This is a genomic window from Cutibacterium avidum 44067, assembly GCF_000367205.1.
GTDB lineage: Bacteria > Actinomycetota > Actinomycetes > Propionibacteriales > Propionibacteriaceae > Cutibacterium > Cutibacterium avidum.
In genome coordinates, this window is record NC_021064.1 from 678,387 (window position 1) to 697,279 (window position 18,893).

Here is an 18,893-nt window from a genome sequence, read left to right on the forward strand (position 1 = left end):
CGTGCGGCCGAGGGGAATAGTCGGCATGGGCGTGGTGACACTGGAAAAACGCGGGTAGCGGACCATCAGATCAACTCGAAGGCGTCTCATTGGCTCGCATGCCACCACATCGCTAGAATCGGATGGAATGTGTGTTCCCTGAAACGGGGACGACAGAATCGGAACCACAGGAGAAACTTCGTGCCCAGCACCCTTGAGAAGCTCAGCACCAACCGTGTGAAGCTCACGATCGAGATGCCCTTCGATGAACTGAAGCCCAGCCTTGACAAGGCCTACAAGGACATTGCCGCCCAGGTGAATGTCCCCGGCTTCCGCAAGGGAAAGGTGCCAGCTCCGGTCATCGACCAGCGTTTCGGCCGCGGAGTCGTCCTTCAGGAGGCCATCAACGACGCGCTGCCTGCCGCTTACGGCAAGGCCGTCGAGGAGAACAAGGTCGTTCCCCTTGGTCAGCCCGAGATCGAGGTGACCAAGCTGGAGGACGGCGAGGTCGTCGAGTTCACCGCAGAGGTGGACGTCCGTCCTGAGTTCGACCTGCCTGATCTCTCCGCCATCTCCGTCGAGGTGCCCGCCGTCGAGGTGCCTGACGAGGACGTCGACGAGCGCGTCGAGACCCTGCGCCAGCGTTTCGCCACCAACACTGAGGTCGAGCGCGCTGCCGCCAAGGATGACCTCGTCACCATCGACCTGGCCGGCACCCGCGACGGTGAGGCCCTGGAGGACGCCACCGCTTCCGGCGTCACTTACAAGGTCGGCTCCGAGGGCATGCTCGAGGGACTCGACGAGGCGGTCACCGGTCTGAAGGCCGGCGAGTCCGCTGACTTCCACTCCACTCTCGTCGGTGGCCCGCTGCGCGGTCAGGAGGCCGACATCAAGGTCACCGTCACCAAGATCTGCGAGCAGGAGCTCCCGGTCGTTGACGATGACTTCGCCCAGCTCGTCAGCCAGTTCGACACCGTCGATGAGATGCGTGCCGATCTGCGCACCGCCCTCGAGAATATGGCCCGTCTGGATCAGGCTGCCGACGCTCGCGACAAGGTCCTCGAGGAGGTCATCTCCAAGATTGACATCGAGCTGCCGACCGCCCTCGTCGACGCCGAGCTTGAGGCCCGTCGTCAGCAGGTCAGCCAGCAGCTGACCCAGGCTGGTATGACGGTCGAGGAGTATCTCGAGGAGTCCGAGGAGGAGGCCGACAACGCCGACGACTTCTGGGCTGAGATCGAGAAGCGCTCCCTCGACGCCCTCAAGGCTCAGGTCGTCCTCGACAAGATGGCTGACGACGACGAGATCGGCGTCGAGCAGAATGAGCTGACCGAACTGCTCTTCCGCAAGGCTCAGCAGAACGGAACCTCCCCTGAGGAGGAGGCCCAGCACATGATGCAGCACAACCACCTGCCCGATTGGATGCAGGAGATCCGTCGTGGCAAGGCTCTGGCCTCGATGGTCGGTACTGCCACCGTCAAGGACTCGAAGGGTGAGGCCCTCGAGCTCGACCGCATCCAGCCCGACGGCACCATTGCCGACAAGCCGGCGGAGACCGAGAACTCCGACGAGGAGGCCGAAGGTAAGGCTGAGGCTTCCGCTGAGGAGGCCAAGGCCGAGAAGAAGTCCGCTGCCAAGAAGCCCACTGCGAAGAAGGCTCCGGCCAAGAAGCCCGCTGCCAAGAAGACGACCTCCAAGAAGCCCGCCGATAAGGACAAGGCTGACGAGAAGCCTGCTGCCAAGAAGTCGGCCGCCAAGAAGTCGACTGCGGCCAAGTCGACCAAGTCGGCGGCCAAGGAGGACAAGTCTGAGTGACGATCCGGGACGGCAGTCCCCTAGGATCGACATGATCCGTTGATGACCGGCGTCGTGCGGGTTTTCCGCGCGGCGCCGGCTTCACGTCAACCTGAGGAAGTCCGATGAGCAAACGCCCCTCACGCACCCCACGGCCTCGACGCCGGATCTCCGTTGCTCCCGCCACCCGTCAGTTGCGCAATGTGCGCCAGATGGTGGCCGACGACATCGCGGTGGCCCGTGCTGTCGAGCGCGGCGAGGTCGAGACCGACGAAGCAACGCTCGAGGAGCAGCCGACCCATGGCGCGACGAGCGCCAAGATGGCGGCTGAGTCCGGTCTTCAGCCTCAGCCCAAGGACGAGGAGAAGGCCAAGGCTGCGTCCAGCAAGCACGGTTTGCCCAAGGTCACGATCGTCCTTCTCACCCTGGCTGCAGCGTGGCTAGGACTGAGCTTCCTCCACGAACTCTCCAGCGTCATTGCGCCGCTGTTCTTCGCTCTGAACCTGCTCATCACGGCCTACCCGATCCACACCTGGCTCGTGAAGCACAAGTGCCCGAGGTGGATTTCCGCCACATCAGCCGGCACCGTCGTCGTCATCGTGTTGGCAGCGGGATTGGCTGGAATGGTGTGGTCGGTCGCGGCCATGATCAACCAGTTGCAGAGCTACATCCCGCAGATGGAGAAGACCTACACCCAGCTGTTGAACTGGTCGACGCAGCTCGGCTACTCCCAAGAGGTCATCACCGAGAAACTCAAGAAGATTGATCCTCAGCAGGTGATGTCGGTCGTGACATCCTTGGCCTCGGACACCACGAGTGTGGTGACGATGATCGTCGTCATCCTGACGGGCGTGATCTTCATGGTCATGGACACCCCGCAGATGCACGATCGTCTTCGTCTGGCTGGTAAGCGGAAACCCGACGTCGTCATCGCCCTCGAGTCCTTTGCCAGCGGTATTCGCAAGTACTGGCTCGTCACGACGGTGTTCGGTCTCATCGTTGCGCTCTTCGACTGGGCGGCCCTGCTCATCATCGGTGTCCCTCTTGCCGGGGTGTGGGCGTTGTTCAGCTTCCTGACGAACTACATCCCGAACATCGGCTTCATCATCGGTGTCATCCCGCCGGCCCTGCTGGCTCTCTTCGGCGACGGTTGGGTTGCGGCACTTGCTGTGATCATCGCTTACTCCGTGCTCAACTTCGTCATCCAGTCCATCATTCAGCCGAAGTTCGCGGGTGACGCCGTCGGCCTGACTCCGACGATGTCCTTCGTCTCCCTGTTGTTGTGGGGCTGGGTCTTCGGTGCGCTGGGAACCCTCATCGCTCTACCGTGTTCGCTGCTCGTCAAGGCGACCCTCATCGACCACGACCCGGGCGCCCGGTGGGCCAATGCCCTCATCTCCTCCCGACCTACTGAGGGTCTTGAGGACAACCCGGACGAGGAGCATGCCGACCTCGTCGAGGACCGCTGAACGCGAAAGCCCCTGGAACTGTCGTTCCCACAAGGTAGGTTCAGAATCGTGAATCACAACACTTCGATCACTTCCCAGGGCATGCCCGCCATGGCCGGCCCCGAGACCGGCGGTGCCGGGATGACCGACAACGTCTACCAGTCGCTGCTGCGCAACCGCATCGTCTTCCTTGGGTCCGAGGTCAAGGACGAGAATGCCAACGCGCTGTGCGCCCAGATGTTGCTGCTCAACGCCGAGGATCCCGAGGCTGACATCTACCTGTACATCAACTCCCCGGGTGGCTCGGTCACCGGCGGAATGGCGATCTACGACACCATGCAGTGGATCTCCAACGATGTCGCCACGGTGACGATGGGTATGGCTGCCTCGATGGGCCAGTTCCTGCTGACTGCCGGTACCCCCGGCAAGAGGTACGCCCTGCCGCATGCCAAGATCCTCATGCATCAGCCGTTGGGTGGCGTCGGCGGTACCGCCACGGAGATCGCCATCAACGCCAAGATGCTCAAGGACACCAAGCGGGAGCTCTCCCAGCTCAATGCCGATCACTCCGGCCACACCCTGGAGCAAATCCTCGAGGACTCCGACCGTGACCACTGGTTCACCGCTCAGGAGGCTCTTGAGTACGGGCTCATCGACCACGTCTACAGCAACGCGTCGCAGCTCCGCGGCGACGCCCCCAATCAGTGAGGTGACCATGGGATTCAACGCCTTTGACAGGAGTCGGCTGGCCGCCTTGAACGCCGAGCAGGCCGAGCAGGCTGCTCCCGGTGGGCTGGCCCCGGCAGGTCCGCGCAACGACTACTACATCCCGCAGTGGGAGGAGCGCACCTCTTACGGCGTGCGTCGTGTCGACCCATACACCAAGCTGTTCGAGGACCGCATCATCTTCCTCGGCACCCCGGTGACCGACGACATCGCCAATGCCGTGATGGCTCAGCTGCTGTGCCTGCAGTCGATGGATGCCGATCGCCAGATCAGCATGTACATCAACTCGCCCGGTGGCTCCTTCACCGCGATGACGGCGATCTACGACACCATGAACTACGTGCGTCCCGATGTTCAGACGATCTGTCTGGGTATGGCGGCCTCGGCTGCGGCCGTGTTGCTGGCGGCCGGGGCGAAGGGACAGCGTCTGTCCCTGCCGAACTCGACCATTCTCATCCATCAGCCGGCGATGGGTCAGGCCACCTATGGCCAGGCCACCGACATCGAGATCCTGGACGACGAGATTCAGCGCATCCGCAAGCTCATGGAGGGCATGTTGGCTGATGCGACCGGTCAGAGCGTTGAGCAGGTGTCCAAGGACATCGACCGCGACAAGTACCTGACCGCCCAGGGCGCCAAGGAGTACGGCCTGATCGACGACGTTCTCACCTCTCTGTGAGGTTGCCGGACGAGTTCTCGTCCGGCGCGTGGTGGCCCTCGAGTCTCGAGGGCCACTGCAGGGTTCGTTGTCGTCACCCAACACGGGGAGGCGACAACGACGGGGTAGATACCGTCCACGGCTATGGTGGACGGCGCACAGCTCGGGGAACGAACGCCCGGAGGGGCGTGACGATGTTGGCCTGCCGACAAGGAGGAGAGCCGGATGGCGCGGATTGGTGAGAGCGGGGACCTCTTCAAGTGTTCCTTCTGCGGAAAGAGCCAGAAGCAGGTCAAGAAGCTCATCGCTGGCCCCGGGGTTTACATCTGTGACGAGTGCATCGATCTGTGCAACGAGATCATCGAGGAGGAGTTCTCCTCCTCTGAGGAGGTCGGTGGCCTCGACGAGCTGCCCCGTCCTCGTGAACTGTGTGAGTTCCTTGACGCGTGGGTGATCGGGCAGGAGGAGGCCAAGCGCACCCTCTCGGTGGCTGTCTACAACCACTACAAGCGAATTCAGTCCGAGGTCGACGTGCCGCACGCCCGCCGCGCCGAGGACGATGGGGTGGAGCTCGGCAAGTCGAATATCCTCATGCTCGGGCCGACGGGTTGCGGCAAGACCTATCTCGCCCAGACGATGGCTCGTCAGCTCAACGTTCCCTTCGCGATGGCTGATGCCACGGCTCTGACCGAGGCCGGCTACGTCGGTGAGGACGTCGAGAACATCCTGCTCAAACTGCTCCAGGCCGCTGACTTCGACGTCAAGCGTGCCGAGCGGGGAATCATCTACATCGACGAGATCGACAAGGTGGCTCGCAAGTCGGAGAATCCGTCGATCACTCGTGACGTCTCTGGTGAGGGGGTCCAGCAGGCTCTGCTGAAGATCCTCGAGGGGACGGTCGCCTCGGTGCCTCCTCAAGGCGGACGCAAGCATCCCCAGCAGGACTTCATCCAGATCGACACCACCAACATCCTCTTCATCGTGGGCGGCGCCTTCGCTGGTCTGGAAGACATCATCACGAAGCGGATCGGCACCCGTCCGCTCGGGTTCAACAACGATCCAGGAGTTCGCGACGTCATCGAAGGGCCGGAGGCCTTGAGCCTGGTCCGCCCGGAGGACCTTCACGAGTTCGGGCTCATCCCGGAGTTCATCGGTCGGCTGCCCATGGTCACGGCCGTTCATCCGCTGGATCGCCACGCCTTGGTGCGTATCCTCACCGAACCGCGCAACGCCCTGACCCGTCAGTTCGAGAAGCTCTTCGAACTCGACGGCGTCGAGTTGACCTTCACCGACAGCGCCCTGGAAGCGATAGCCGACAAGGCCGTGGCCCGGGGGACCGGTGCTCGCGGTCTGCGGGCCATCATCGAGGAGACCCTCATGGACGTCATGTTCGACGTACCCTCCCGTGATGACGTCGCTCGCGTTGTCGTGACCCGCGAGGCCGTCACGGGGGAGGGGAAGTGCCAGTACCTGTCCGCACCGAGCTTGGCGCACGGGCGAGGACGGTTGTCGGCCTGACCTCAGTGCTCGTCGAGAACCTCGGCAAGCAGCTTGTCAGCCCGTTTTTGCAGGTTCGAGACGGACTTGCGGCGTTCCTTGCCGCGTTGCACCTTGACCAGCGGAATGCGGGACGCGATGTCGTTGGCCTCGTCGCGCCATTCCTGGGCCTTGGAGCTGGGCGAGCGGTCGGCATACTCCAGCACGCGATCCACGGTGAGCTGTACCCGTCCCAGCGCCGTCTTCGAGGTCGCCGACTTACGGGCCTTGTCGTAGCCTGATTTCGCCCATGCCTCGGCACGGCCGTCCGTGTTGATGGAATCCCACAGATCCTTGGCCAGCGGTGTTCCGGCGGCTATGGCCGTCTTGACGAGCTTCGACTTCGCGGACTTTCGCGTACCTGCCACGGGGGTTACTCCTCCTGTTGCTTTCCTGACAAAACGGTACCCTGACACCTATGGCAACCGGATATCTGCGATACCCCGATGTCCACGGTGACCTCGTGGTTTTCACTGCTGACAACGACTTGTGGTTGGTCCCCGTCCTTGGAGGACGGGCAAGTCGGCTCACCAGCGATCACGTCATGGTCCGTAATCCTCGTTTCAGTCCGAATGGCACGAAGATTGCGTGGACCTCTTACCTGGGTCAGCGACCCGAAGTCTTCGTCATCGACCTGGCCACGGGCGATCAGCGCCGGCTGACCTGGCTGGGAGCTGCTCGCAACCTCGTGGTGGGATGGCAGGACGACGAGCACGTGGTGTTCTCGTCTCCGCATCAGACCAATGACATCGGTCTGTCCTGGCTGTACACGGTCTCCCTGAACGGCCACGTCGAGCGTCTTGGATACGGGCCAGGAATGGACCTGGCCGTGAACTCGGACGGTGCCGTCGCCGTCGTCACCCCGAACTCCGGAGACTGCTCGCGCTGGAAGCGCTATCGCGGTGGCACTGCCGCCCAGATCTGGCTGCGTCCTGCCGGGGCGGGCAGCTTCCTGCGCGTGCTGCGGGACGGCAACGACGACCACGACGGTCGCTACGCCGCCGCTGGACGTTACGGAGTTGGCTGGGTCGACGGTCGACTCCTCTTCAGTTCCGACATGAGTGAAGACGACTGCCCGCGCTCCCAGGCCCAGATCTGGTCGGTCGACGGTCGGGGCCATGACCTGCGTCAGCACACCCATCACAGCGAGGATCAGGGTTACGTTCGCGACCCTCGTACTGATGGAAGGACGATCGTCTACCACGCTCACGGTGCGCTCTGGGCAATGACCGGCCTCGACGCCGAGCCTCAGCGTCTCGAGATCGATCTTGGTGTCGGAGCGCCCCAGCGTGTTCCACTGGACCCCACCGACCGTCTGGAGGCCGTCGTCTCCGACCACGGCGGCGACGGATCCCTGCTGGAGTGGCGGGGAGCTGCCTACTTCCTCACCCACCGTTCCGGCCCGGCTCGAGCCCTTTCGGCAGCAGACGGGGTCAGGATCCGTGAGCCGCGCGTTCTTGGCCAGACTGGTCAGGGGGTGTGGGCCAGCGACGTCGAGGGAGAGGACTGCCTCGAGATCGCCAATCTCGACGGCACCGGCGATGTCCATCGTGTGGCGCAGGGACAGATCGGTCGTGTACTGCACATGGCACCAGCCCCCGATGGTACGAAGGTCGCCCTCGTCAGCCATGACGGTCGCATCCTCATCGTCACCATGGCCGACGATGCCGTCCGCCAGATTGCGAATTCCCCGGAGGGCGAGGCCAGCGGTCTGGTGTGGTCCCCGGACTCGCGCTATCTGGTGTGGCGTTCACCGGTTGCCTCCGGAGACGCCATGATCGGTCAGATTCGTTGCTGGGACGAACAGGGGATGGGGGAGTCCTTCGCCCTCACTCGCGGTGCATTCGACGACTCATGCCCGGTCTTCACCGCCGACGGCAAGTACCTCGTCATGCTCTCGGCGCGCACCTTTGACCCGAACTACGACGGCCAGACCTTTGACCTGTCCTTCGGACACACCCAGCGTCCGTGGTTGGTTCCGCTGAGCGCCACCGAGGTGTCCCCCTTCGGTCCGTCCTCCCAGGGATGGCAGATCAGCGAGGTCCAGGACGCCAAGGCCAAGGCCACCGCTGAGGCTGGCAATGACGACGACAAGACTCCCGAGGTCGTCTGCAACCTCACCGCTGATGGCTTCGAGGAGAGGATGGTGCCCTTCCCGGTGCCCTCGGGCTCCTACCGCGGACTGGCGGCGGTCAAGGATGGCCTGGTCTGGATCGAGATCGCCGATAGCGGTGGCGAACTCGGAGCTACTCGTGCTGGTGTCAGCGGGGAAGTCCCCAGCGACGTGTTGTGGCACTACAACCTCGTCAACCGTCACCTCGACAAACTCTGCGAGCACGTCGACTCCTACTCGGTCTCCGGCGACGGGGAGCGTCTGGTGGTGCATTACAAGGATGACGTCATCGTCGTTCCCTCCTCCCACAAGGTGGACGACGACGACCCGGCGTACATTCGCGTCGACCTGTCCCGGCTGCGTCGAACCATTGATCCGCGTGCCGAGTGGCGTCAGATGTTCGACGAGAATGGCCGCCTGATGGCCAGCCACTACTGGCGTGAGGACATGAACGGCGTCGACTGGGCCGGCGTGCTGAATCGGTACCGTCCGCTCGTTGATCTGTGCCATGCCGTCGACGACCTCCACGACATCCTGTGGGAGACCGTCGCGGAGCTCAACACCTCGCACTCCTACGTCTCTGCAGCGGGGGCTTCCGGTGATCCCGACATGCGTGCGGGTCTGCTGGGCGCGGACGTCAGCAGCGAGGGCGATGGGGCCAGGGTCGTCCGCGTCGTTCCCGGCGAGTCCTCGGACCCGCGCGCCTGGTCCCCGTTGCGGGCAGCTGGGGTCGCAGTGGCCGACGGTGACGTCGTCGTCGCGGTGGATGGCCGCAAGGTTGGCGTTGACGGCACCCTTGGCGAGCTCCTGGAGGGATCCGCCGGACGGGTCGTCGAGCTGATGGTACGCCGGGGTGAGGATCAGCGGCAGGTCGCCGTCGTGCCGATGGCCGACGAGGCCCCGCTGCGCTACCACGACTGGGTGGCGTCTCGTCGGCGCTATGTCGAGGAGCGCTCGGGCGGACGACTCGGCTACCTGCACGTGCCGGACATGGTGTCCGACGGCTGGGCCGAGCTGCACCGTCAGATCAACGAGGCGACCAGCCATGAGGGCGTCATCACCGACGTGAGGTTCAACCACGGTGGTCACACCTCCCAGCTGGTCGTCGAGAGGTTGGCTCGCAAGGTCGTCGGATGGGACTTCAGCCGTTGGTGCGAGAGCCCTACCACTTATCCGCAGAACGCGGTGCGCGGACCGATCGTCATGGTCACCAACCAGTGGGCCGGGTCCGACGGTGACATCGTCTCTGCCGCGACCCAGACCATGGGATACGCCAAGGTCATTGGTGAGAGGTCGTGGGGAGGCGTCATTGGAATCGACGGCCGGTTCGATCTGGTCGACGGTACCGGTGTCACTCAGCCCAGGTACGCCGGCTGGTACGGCAACTACGGCTGGGGAGTGGAGAACCACGGCGTCGACCCCGACATCGTCGTGACCGTCTCCCCGGAGGATTGGGAGTCCGAGAAGGACGTCCAACTCGACGCGGCCATTGCCGAGTGTCTGCGGCAACTCGACGAGAAGCCGGCTTCGACGCCGCCCGAGTTCCCCGGACCGGTCTTCGGCTGATCATCTCAACGCACTTCGGCCCCCGCACTTGAGCAGGTGCGGGGGCCGAGTCGTGCTCCAGGCGTGCGAACAGGCGGTGCGTGCGGCCAGTAAGGGAACTCGCGGCAAACCTCCCGTAGTTACCGCGTTCGGATTCCGACACCCGCGATGACCGGAGGAACAGGTCAGGGGAGGCGGTGGCGGACCGCATGCCAGGATCAGGACAGGTTCGGGTCTGCCGGTCGACGCGGCTCTTGCGCACATTCGCGCCCGAGGAGGCCGTCCGGGTGACGATCGGGGCCAGACCATGCGAGAGCACCACGGCCGTGATGAGGTTCGGCATCGGAAGCCGGGGTGCTGTTCCATGGCGTCGCGGCGCAGGCCATGACGGCGCACCGGCAGATTCTGGGGCCGAGGCGCCAGTGTGGCCCTGAGACGCAAAAACGACGATCGCCGGCGCCAAGATGGCACCGGCGATCGTCCATGGGATCACTTCTTGCGCTTGGCCGGGGGCTCACCCAGCTCAGCGTCGAGACTCAACTCTTCGCCGCCCTCGACGAAGGTGAAGGACTCAGTCTTGGACACCTTGGCCAGATCCGATTTGACGGCTTCGAGGTTGGCGATGACCGACGCCGGGGCGCTGATTCGGGCCGAGAGGATCGGGGTGCGCATCGGCACCTTGTGGGTGGACTTCACACCGCGCAGCTCGATCAAGGCGGCCGAGACGTCAGTCATGAGGTCGACGTCACCGTCAGCCGGCACCTCGTCGGCGGTCGGCCAGGACGAAGTGTGCACCGATCCGTCCTTCCACCAGCTCCAGACCTCCTCGGTGACGAAGGGCAGGAACGGGGCGAACAGACGCAGCATGACGTCGAGTGCCAGACGCAGGGCCGTCCGGGCGCTCAGGGCACCGGCCTCGTCGGTCCCTTCGGAGTCGTAGGCGCGCTCCTTGACCAGCTCGAGGTAGTCGTCGCAGAAGGTCCAGAAGAACTGCTCGGACACCTCAAGGGCGGCGGTGTAGTTGAACTTGTCGAAGGCATCAGTGGCCTCCACGACGAGTTGGCGCAGCCCGGCGAGCATCGACAGGTCGGCCGGGTTGGTGATGTCGGAGACCTGACCGCCCTCACCGAATCCGAGGACGAACTTTGAAGCGTTGAGGATCTTCATGGCTAGACGGCGACCGACCTTCATCTGGGCCTTGTCGAAGGGGGAGTCCATACCGGGCCGGGCCATGGCAGCACGCCAGCGCACGGCGTCGGCACCGAACTCCTCGATGATCTCGGTCGGGACGACGGTGTTGCCCTTCGACTTCGACATCTTCTTGCGGTCAGGGTCGGTGACGAAGCCAGAGATAGCGGCACGCTTCCACGGCAGGACGCCGTTCTCCAGATGCGCGCGCACCACCCGCGAGAACACCCAGGTACGAATGATGTCGTGAGCCTCGGGCGCGAAGTCCATCGGGAAGGTCTTGGCGAACAGGTCGGCGTCGCGCTCCCAGCCAGTGACGATCTGGGGGGTCAGGGAGGAGGTGGCCCAGGTGTCCATGACGTCCGGGTCTCCGATGAAGCCGCCAGCAACGCCACGCTGGGACTCCTCGTAGCCGGCCGGTGCCTGGGAGGCCGGGTCGACTGGCAGGGCCGACTCCTCGGGCAACAGCGGGTGGTCGTAATCGGGCTCGCCGTCGGCGTTCAGCGGGTACCAGACCGGGAAAGGAACACCGAAGAAACGCTGACGGCTGATGAGCCAGTCGCCGTTGAGGCCCTCGACCCAGTTCTCGTACCGGTGACGCATGTGCTCGGGCACCCATTCGAGTTCCCGGCCACGCTCCAGCAGCGCCTCGCGCAGGCCGACGTCACGTCCGCCGTTGCGGATGTACCACTGACGGGTGCCGATGATCTCCAGCGGCTTGTCGCCCTTCTCGTAGAAGTTCGCCTTGCGCTGGGTGGGCTTGGGCTCACCGTCCATCTCGCCAGACTCCACCAGGGCCTCGACGACGAGCTTGCGGGCGGTGAAGGTGGTCTTGCCGGCAATGGCCTCGTACCTGTCGGCGGAGCCGGCGTCGATGATCCACTGCGGGGTCTCACCGAGGACACGTCCGTCGCGACCAATGATGGTACGAGTCGGCAGCTGCAGCTCACGCCACCACTGGACGTCAGTGAGGTCACCGAAGGTACAGCACATGGCGATACCGGCGCCCTTGTCCATCTCGGCGGCGGTGTGAGCCAGGACCGGGACCTCGACCCCGTACAGCGGAGTGGTGACGGTGGTGCCGAAGAGGTGCTGGTAGCGCTCGTCATCGGGGTGGGCGATGAGGGCACAACAGGCGGCGAGCAGCTCGGGTCGGGTGGTCTCGATGAAGACGTCACCGTGACCGTCGGTGCGGTGGAAGGCCAGCCGGTGGTAGGCGCCGGGGTAGTCGCGGGCCTCGAGCTCGGCCTGGGCGACGGCCGTGGAGAAGGTGACGTCCCACAGGGTCGGGGCGTCGTTCATGTACGCCTCGCCGCGCGACAGATTGCGCAGGAAGGCCAGCTGGGCGATCCGCTGGGACTCCGGGGAAATCGTCGTGTAGAGCTGGTTCCAGTCCACCGACAGACCGACCGAACGCCACAGGTCCTGGAAGGTCTTCTCGTCGACGGCAGTCAGCTCGACGCACAGCTCGACGAAGTTCCGACGGCTGATTGCGACCTGATGCTTGGGGTCGGGCTTGGCCGGCGGAGTGAAGTCCGGGTCATAGGGGAGCGAGGGATCGCAGCGCACACCGTAGTAGTTCTGTACGCGTCGCTCGGTCGGAAGACCGTTGTCGTCCCAACCCATCGGGTAGAAGACCTTCTTGCCGCGCATCCGCTGGTAGCGGGCGACGGTGTCGGTGTGGGTGTAGGAGAAGACGTGACCCGGGTGCAGGTGTCCGGAGACGGTGGGAGGTGGGGTGTCGATCGAGAACACCTGGTCACGGGAGTCCACCGCGGTGGCGTCGAAGGCGTAAAGCTGCTGGTCCTCCCAGACCTGACCCCACTTGTTCTCGAGGCCCTCGAGGACCGGCTTGTCAGGTACGACGCCACGCGTCGGGGACGTAGCGGATGAGGGCGCAGAGGTCTGTGAGGTCATGTTCCAAACTCTAATGTTCGACTCGGACAGGTTGCCAGGCGAGCGGCGTTCGCCACCCGCCTGGATTTGGGCTGGTCAACCGGCCGCCGGGAGCCAGCGGCCGGTCACAATCAGTGGGCCTTCTTGATGGCCTTGAGGAGTTCGTCGGCAGAGGGGACGGCCTGGAAAACTCCCCAGCTCTCCCACGGCTTGCCGTCAACGAGGAAGGTCGGGGTACCAGCGCTGCCGAACTTCTGCAGCTCCTGAAGGCCCTGGTCACTGCCATTCTTGACGAATTGCTCGGTCTGCTTGTTGTCGTAGACCCGCTGGAAGGTCGTCAGATCCTTGCCGGTGATTCCGGCCTCGGAGGCGAACTCCTTGCGCAGCTGCTCGTCGGTGTAGCCGACGCCCTCCTCCTTGGGCTGATGGGAGTAGACGACGTCGTGGTAGGCCTCGTACTTACCGACGACATCGGCCGCAGCCGCCGCCATCGCGGCGCGGGACGAGGAGTCGTTGCGCAGGTTGCGATCCAGGAAGGTCAGGGTGTGGTACTGCAGCTTGATCTCGCCCTTGGAGGACAGATCATTGAGCGGCTTGCCGAGCAGATCCTCGGCTCCCTTGCAGGCCGGGCACTGGTAGTCCTGGAAGACCGTCACCGTCGGAACGCCGTCCTTCGCCTTGTCCTTGTTCAAGGTGTAGACGCCGTCCTTGGTGGCTGAGGGAGGAGTGATCTGGCCGGTGGTCGGCACGTCGTCGGACTTGTGGTTGAGCCCAAGGACGACAGCGACGACTACGGCCGCCACAATGACGACTCCAGCAATGACGCCGATGATCCGACGACGTTTCTTCGCTGATTCCTGGGCCTCTTGCTGGGCGCGCAGGGCATCCCGCTTCGAGGTGCTGGCGGTTGACTTCTTGTCAGCCATCGGTTGAGGTCCCCTCATGCAATCAATGATGTGTCGCACATGATGGTAGCCGGTCGGCCAACCACCGCCGTATCCCGCTCGCGTATCAGCTGTTGATCCAGCGGTCCACGCACAGGGCGGTGCGGGGGCGCACGACCAGCCAGACGCCGCACAGCGCAAGGCCGAGATCACGCAGGATGTCCAGGGCATAGGTGCGCTGGGTGTGGGCCCAGCTGCGTTCGACGGGCCCACCGTTTCCGAAGCAACCGCAGTCCAGGGAGATGTGGCGAGCCCACACCGACGAGATACCGATGATGAAGACGACCATGGCCAGGGTCCCGAGCAGCCCGGACCACCGCGTCGCAATGCCGAACACGAGCATCAGTCCGACGATGATCTCAAGGACCGGCATCGCCCAGCCCACGACGGGGGCGAAGTCCCACGGAACGATCTGGTACGTGCGAACTGACCAGATGGTCGAGTCGATGTCGGTCGCCTTGATGATCCCTGCGACCAGAAGAGTGCCACCGAGGATGATCCGGGCCAGAAAGCCCACCCAGTCACGGACCTTGGCGGATCGCGACGACGGCTGAGAGTCCATGGCTGCCATCCTAGTTGGGTTCCCTGGCCGCGATCTGTGGGTCATCCGCCCTGCGGACGGCGAATTGCCGTCGGCGTGGGCGATCAGATGTCCGCATTGGTACCGAAGGTCACTTGGCCGCGTCGATGGCCTTGAGGAGCTCGTCGGGAGTGGTGTTGTTGCCGAGCTGCTCCCACCCCTCCCGCAGCTTGTCGTTAACCGCGAAGGCTGGAGTTCCAGGAACATCGAGGTCTTGCATCTTGTGAAGGCCCTTGTCATTGGCCTCGTTGACGAATTGTTCGGTCTGACGGGTGTCATAGATGTGCTGGAACCGGGTGAGGTTCGCACCGGTGATTCCGGCCTCGGAGGCGAATTCCTCGCGCAACTGGTCGTCTGTGTAGCCGACGCCCTCCTCCTTGGGCTGATGGGAGTAGACGGCATCGTGGTAGGCCTCGTACTTACCGACGACGTCTGCTGCGGCGGCTGCCATCGCAGCGCGCTGAGAGTTCTCACCCTCGATTCTCTGGTCGAGGAAGGTCATGGTGTGGTATTGGAGCCTGATCTCTCCCCTGGTGGACAGCTCGTTGAGCTGCTTGCCCAACGCGTCCTCAACGGCCTTGCATTTGGGGCACTGGTAGTCTTGGTAGACCGTCACGGTGGGAGCGCCCTTCTTCACCTTGTCCGGGTTGAGGGTGTACACGCCGGTCTTGGTGGCCGAGGGTGGGGTGATCTGTGTTGACGAGGCGCTGCCGTCGGACTTGTGGTTGATGCCGAGGATGACAGCGAGAATGATGGCTGCCACGACGACGACCCCGACGATGACGGCGATGATCCGTCGACGCTTCTGGGCAGCTGCCTGAGCTTCCTGCTGGGCTCGCAGCGCAGCGCGTCTCGAAGTACTTGTCGGGGTCTTCTTGTTCGTCATCGGTCCGGGGGTCCTCTCACACATGGCCAGCTGACACCCTCGATGGTAGCCACCGCTCCCAGCGGCTGTCGGGATCGTCCCCGGGCGGGGCCAGCCAGGTGGGCGTCGGCGTCAGAGCGAGCAGTTGTACCGCGGCAACCCGATCGAGGCGTCGTGGTCGACCATCCAACTCGTCTCGATCGTGCCGTTGGCCCAGGTGGCCGGCAGGGAGTCATCCCCGGCGAAGACCTTCTCGACGGCGTCTGCCTTCTCCGACCCGCTGACGAGGAACCACACCCGCTTCGACCGATTGATGACCGGCATCGTCACCGAGAGACGGTCCGGCGGGGGCTTCGGAGCATCCGTGACGCCGACAGCCAGTGCGGTCGTCGTGGGATTGAAGGAAGGATGGCCCGGGAAGAGTGATGCGACGTGGCCGTCCGGGCCCATTCCGAGCAGACAGATGTCGAAGACCACGTCGCTGAGTTCCTGGGCGTAGGAGTAGGCGGCCTCGTCGGGATCGGCCTTGCCATCGGCGGCCGGCATGACGTGGGTCTTCGAGGGGTCCAGCCGGATGGCGGCCGACAGCAGAGGCAGGGCCTGCAGGGAGTTACGGTCGGGGTGGCCGGTGGGGATGAACCGATCGTCACCCCACCACACGTGCAACTGGTCCGGACGGATCTGGGTGCACTCGGGAACGTCACCCATCGCGGCATAGACGGTATTGGCGATCCGCCCCCCAGTCAGACACAGGTCGATGCGTTCCTGGTCGGCCTGCACCTTGACGATGGTCTGGACGAGACGGTGGGCAACGCCTTCAGCCAGTCCTTGGGCGGATCGGTATCGCATGAGTCGTCGGTTCGTCATCATTCATCCCCATCACTCGTCGACGAGACACGGCCAGCTCCGTCGTGAATCTCGGCCATGACAGCGGTGAAGACCTCATCGGAATCCAGGCGGCGAAGCTCCTCGCCGATGAGCATCTGAACCTCACGGCGGTCCAGGGCCACACCACGAGCAGGTTCACCCGGAATCCGGTAGACGGCATACCGACCGCTGCGGCGTCGAATCTCGATGTCGCCGCCGGATGTCGACATGACGATGGCCGAGATTCCGGGGGCATCCGTGGACACCCTCTCCACCGGAACACCGAGCTGGAGCCCCAACCAGGCTGCCAGCAGCATGGCCGGTGCGTTGTCGGCGGCCGATTCCACCCGGGCAGCCCTGACGGTGGCGGGATGCTGATCCAGAGCAGCGGCAGCCAGCGCTCGCCATCCCGTGGTGCGAGGCCAGCAGAGGTCAGAGTCGCCTGGCGACAGATGGGCGGCACGTCGTGCCAACGTCCTGCAGGGATCCTTGTCAGCGGCCGAATCAGTGATGCGGCGGTCAGCCAGGGCTCCGATGGGATCAGCGGCGAGATCGTCGGGACCCGAGAAGGGCCACCAAGCGATGACGGGGGAGTCCGGTAGTAGCAGCGGAAGGATGACCGAGGCCGGTCGCTTGGCCATGGCTCCGGAGAACCGCAGCACGATGACCTCTCCGGGAGTTCCCTCGCCAGCGTGTACCTCGGCGTCGAGCTTGTCCTTGCGGGAACGGGTCGTGACCACCATGAGAAGACGCGACGGGTGCTGACGAGCAGCGTCTCGGGCAGCATCGAAAGCGGCGTCGAAGTCGGAGGAATCGCAGACACAGATGAGGGTGTGAACCAATCCGGAACCGGACCCGACGGTGCGACGGGCCTCCACGATGGCGGCGCCGATCTTCGACGCGGTGGTGTCGTTGAGTGTGACGATCATGTCTCCTCCTCAGGGTCTGCGCCAGACGAAGCCGCCCCGGGCGATCATCTCGTCAGCTTCGGACGGACCCCAGCTGCCGGACGGATAGTCGCACGGGGGAGTGTCGGACTCTGCCCAGAAGTCGAGCACCGGATCGAGGATCTTCCACGCCAATTCGACCTCCTCGTGCTGGGGGAACAGCGGCGGATCGCCCAGCAGGACGTCGAGGATGAGCCGTTCGTAAGCCTCTGGGCTTGCCTCCGTGAAGGAAGATCCGTAGGCGAAGTCCATCGTGACGTCGCGGATCTCCATCTGGGTGCTCGGCACCTTGGCGCCGAAGCGCAGGGTGACTCCTTCATCGGGCTGAATTCGCAGGACGACGGCGTTGGTGCCCAGGGCCGCAGTGTCGGAGAACGGCAGGTGTGGGGCTCGTTGCAGGTTGAGGGCCACCTCGGTGACCCGTCTCGGCATCCGCTTGGCGGTGCGCAGGTAGAACGGCACTCCTGCCCACCGACGGTTGTCGATGGTCAGCCGGACGGCTGCGTAGGTCTCGGTGCGGGAGTGCGGATCGACGCCGTCCTCCTCGAGGTATCCGCGTACCCGTTCTCCTCCCTGACTACCGGCAACGTACTGCCCGCGGCAGGTCTGGGTGGCCATGTCCTCAGGGGGCTGGATGGCGGCCAGGACCTTGGTCTTCTCGGCACACAGCTGCTCGGCGTCGAAGCTCGTCGGCTCCTCCATGGCGGTCAGGGCCATGAGCTGTAGCAGGTGGTTCTGGATGACGTCACGGGCAGCCCCGATGCCGTCGTAGTACCCCGCTCGCCCCGCAATGCCGATGTCCTCAGCCATGGTGATCTGGACATGGGAGACGTAATGGTTGTTCCAGATGGGATCGAAAATCTGGTTGGCGAACCGGAACGCCATGATGTTCTGGACGGTTTCCTTGCCCAAATAATGGTCGATGCGGAAGATCGACTCCGGGCTGAAGGCGCTCCCGGCGATCTCGTCGAGATCTCGCGCGCTTTCCAGGTCATGGCCGAAGGGCTTCTCGATGACGACCCTGCTCCAGTGGGAGGAGTCGTGGCCGGTCATGCCGTGGCGCTTGAGCTGGCTCACCACGGACTCGAAGGACTTCGGCGGGATCGACAGGTAGAAGGCATGGTTGCCGCCCGTTCCGCGTTCCTCGTCGAGCTCGCGGATCGTTCCTGCCAGTCGCTCGAAGGCTTGGTTGTCGTCGAATTCGCCGCGAACGAACCGGATTCCCTCGAGCAGTTGTTCCCACACCTCCTCGCGGAAGGGGGTACGAGCGTGCTCGGCCACCGCGTCATGAACGACCTTGGCGAAGTCCTCGTCCTCCCAGTCGCGTCGGGCGAATCCCACCAGCCCGAACCCTGGTGGCAGCAGGCCGCGGTTGGCCAGGTCGTACACGGCCGGCATGAGCTTCTTGCGTGAGAGGTCGCCGGTGACACCGAACATCACCAGGACGCACGGGCCCGCCACGCGGGGCAGCCTGCGGTCGGCTGGATCGCGTAACGGATTGATGCGATCGCCGCGCAGCCTACTGGTCGCCCTGGTGGTGCTTCCTGAAGCGTCTCGACCCGCCACCTCACCCGTCCTTCCGAAACCGGTTGTCATGATGCGGAACTGAGGTTCCACCAGCCCAACGGTAGTCGGTCGAGCTGTTCGGCTGGTTACCGTGTTCAGCGACAGGCGGACGGATATGTCCCGTTGCCGCACTCGACGATGAGGACATCCTGGGCAGGAAAGCCTAAAATCGTGAGGACGACCTTTCGCGGCACACCCTGTCTCACGGGTGTACCACGCCCAGAGGCGGTCTCAGCACATC

Annotated in this window: 14 protein-coding genes; 6 read left to right on the top strand and 8 right to left on the bottom strand. The window is 64.3% G+C overall.

Annotation, left to right across the window (positions count from 1 at the left end):
- The first annotated feature begins 180 nt into the window (after positions 1-180).
- The 5 genes from tig to clpX all read left to right on the top strand — a co-directional run bounded on the left by tig (position 181) and on the right by clpX (position 6,123).
- Complete coding sequence (gene tig / locus PALO_RS03130; RefSeq protein ID WP_015582380.1) at positions 181-1,794, top strand: trigger factor; 1,614 nt, start codon at positions 181-183, stop codon at positions 1,792-1,794.
- Between the two features lie 191 nt (positions 1,795-1,985).
- Entirely contained in the window at positions 1,986-3,242 is a 1,257-nt protein-coding gene (locus PALO_RS03135; RefSeq protein ID WP_015582381.1) for an AI-2E family transporter, read from the top strand.
- 81 nt (positions 3,243-3,323) lie between these two features.
- Entirely contained in the window at positions 3,324-3,929 is a 606-nt protein-coding gene (locus PALO_RS03140) for a ClpP family protease (protein ID WP_002516946.1), read from the top strand.
- A gap of 7 nt (positions 3,930-3,936) precedes the next feature.
- Positions 3,937-4,626, top strand: coding sequence for an ATP-dependent Clp protease proteolytic subunit (locus PALO_RS03145; protein WP_004808765.1), 690 nt, complete (start codon positions 3,937-3,939; stop codon positions 4,624-4,626).
- Between the two features lie 204 nt (positions 4,627-4,830).
- Complete coding sequence (gene clpX / locus PALO_RS03150; protein ID WP_015582382.1) at positions 4,831-6,123, top strand: ATP-dependent Clp protease ATP-binding subunit ClpX; 1,293 nt, start codon at positions 4,831-4,833, stop codon at positions 6,121-6,123.
- 2 nt (positions 6,124-6,125) lie between these two features.
- On the opposite strand, the gene PALO_RS03155 is transcribed toward clpX, so the two are convergent.
- Positions 6,126-6,509 carry a hypothetical protein gene (locus tag PALO_RS03155; protein ID WP_004808763.1) on the bottom strand — a complete coding sequence of 128 codons (384 nt, stop codon included), beginning with the start codon at positions 6,507-6,509 and terminating at the stop codon, positions 6,126-6,128.
- A 50-nt stretch (positions 6,510-6,559) separates the two neighbouring features.
- Here PALO_RS03155 and PALO_RS03160 point away from each other — a divergent pair, with 50 nt between their 5' ends.
- Complete coding sequence (locus tag PALO_RS03160) at positions 6,560-9,820, top strand: S41 family peptidase (protein ID WP_015582383.1); 3,261 nt, start codon at positions 6,560-6,562, stop codon at positions 9,818-9,820.
- Between the two features lie 468 nt (positions 9,821-10,288).
- Here the strand turns inward: PALO_RS03160 and valS are convergent, their stop codons facing one another.
- The 7 genes from valS to zwf form a co-directional block, all read right to left on the bottom strand.
- Complete coding sequence (valS, locus tag PALO_RS03165) at positions 10,289-12,904, bottom strand: valine--tRNA ligase (protein WP_015582384.1); 2,616 nt, start codon at positions 12,902-12,904, stop codon at positions 10,289-10,291.
- Positions 12,905-13,014: 110 nt separating this feature from the next.
- The gene (locus PALO_RS03170; RefSeq protein WP_015582385.1) at positions 13,015-13,809 is read right to left on the bottom strand and encodes a DsbA family protein; all 795 of its coding nucleotides are present in this window, start codon (positions 13,807-13,809) and stop codon (positions 13,015-13,017) included.
- Between the two features lie 85 nt (positions 13,810-13,894).
- On the bottom strand, positions 13,895-14,398 hold the full coding sequence (locus PALO_RS03175) for a DoxX family protein (protein ID WP_004808759.1): 504 nt from the start codon (positions 14,396-14,398) through the stop codon (positions 13,895-13,897).
- Between the two features lie 100 nt (positions 14,399-14,498).
- Complete coding sequence (locus PALO_RS03180; RefSeq protein ID WP_015582386.1) at positions 14,499-15,293, bottom strand: DsbA family protein; 795 nt, start codon at positions 15,291-15,293, stop codon at positions 14,499-14,501.
- Between the two features lie 111 nt (positions 15,294-15,404).
- Positions 15,405-16,139 (bottom strand): 6-phosphogluconolactonase, encoded by a 735-nt coding sequence (gene pgl, locus PALO_RS03185; RefSeq protein WP_021107629.1) that lies wholly within the window; start codon positions 16,137-16,139, stop codon positions 15,405-15,407.
- Entirely contained in the window at positions 16,139-17,068 is a 930-nt protein-coding gene (locus tag PALO_RS03190; RefSeq protein WP_015582387.1) for a glucose-6-phosphate dehydrogenase assembly protein OpcA, read from the bottom strand. Before PALO_RS03190 ends, pgl begins: the two co-directional genes overlap by 1 nt.
- Before the next feature lie 9 nt (positions 17,069-17,077).
- A complete protein-coding gene (gene zwf / locus PALO_RS03195; protein WP_015582388.1) occupies positions 17,078-18,652 on the bottom strand; it encodes a glucose-6-phosphate dehydrogenase in 1,575 nt (524 codons plus the stop codon).
- Between the last annotated feature and the right edge of the window lie 241 nt (positions 18,653-18,893).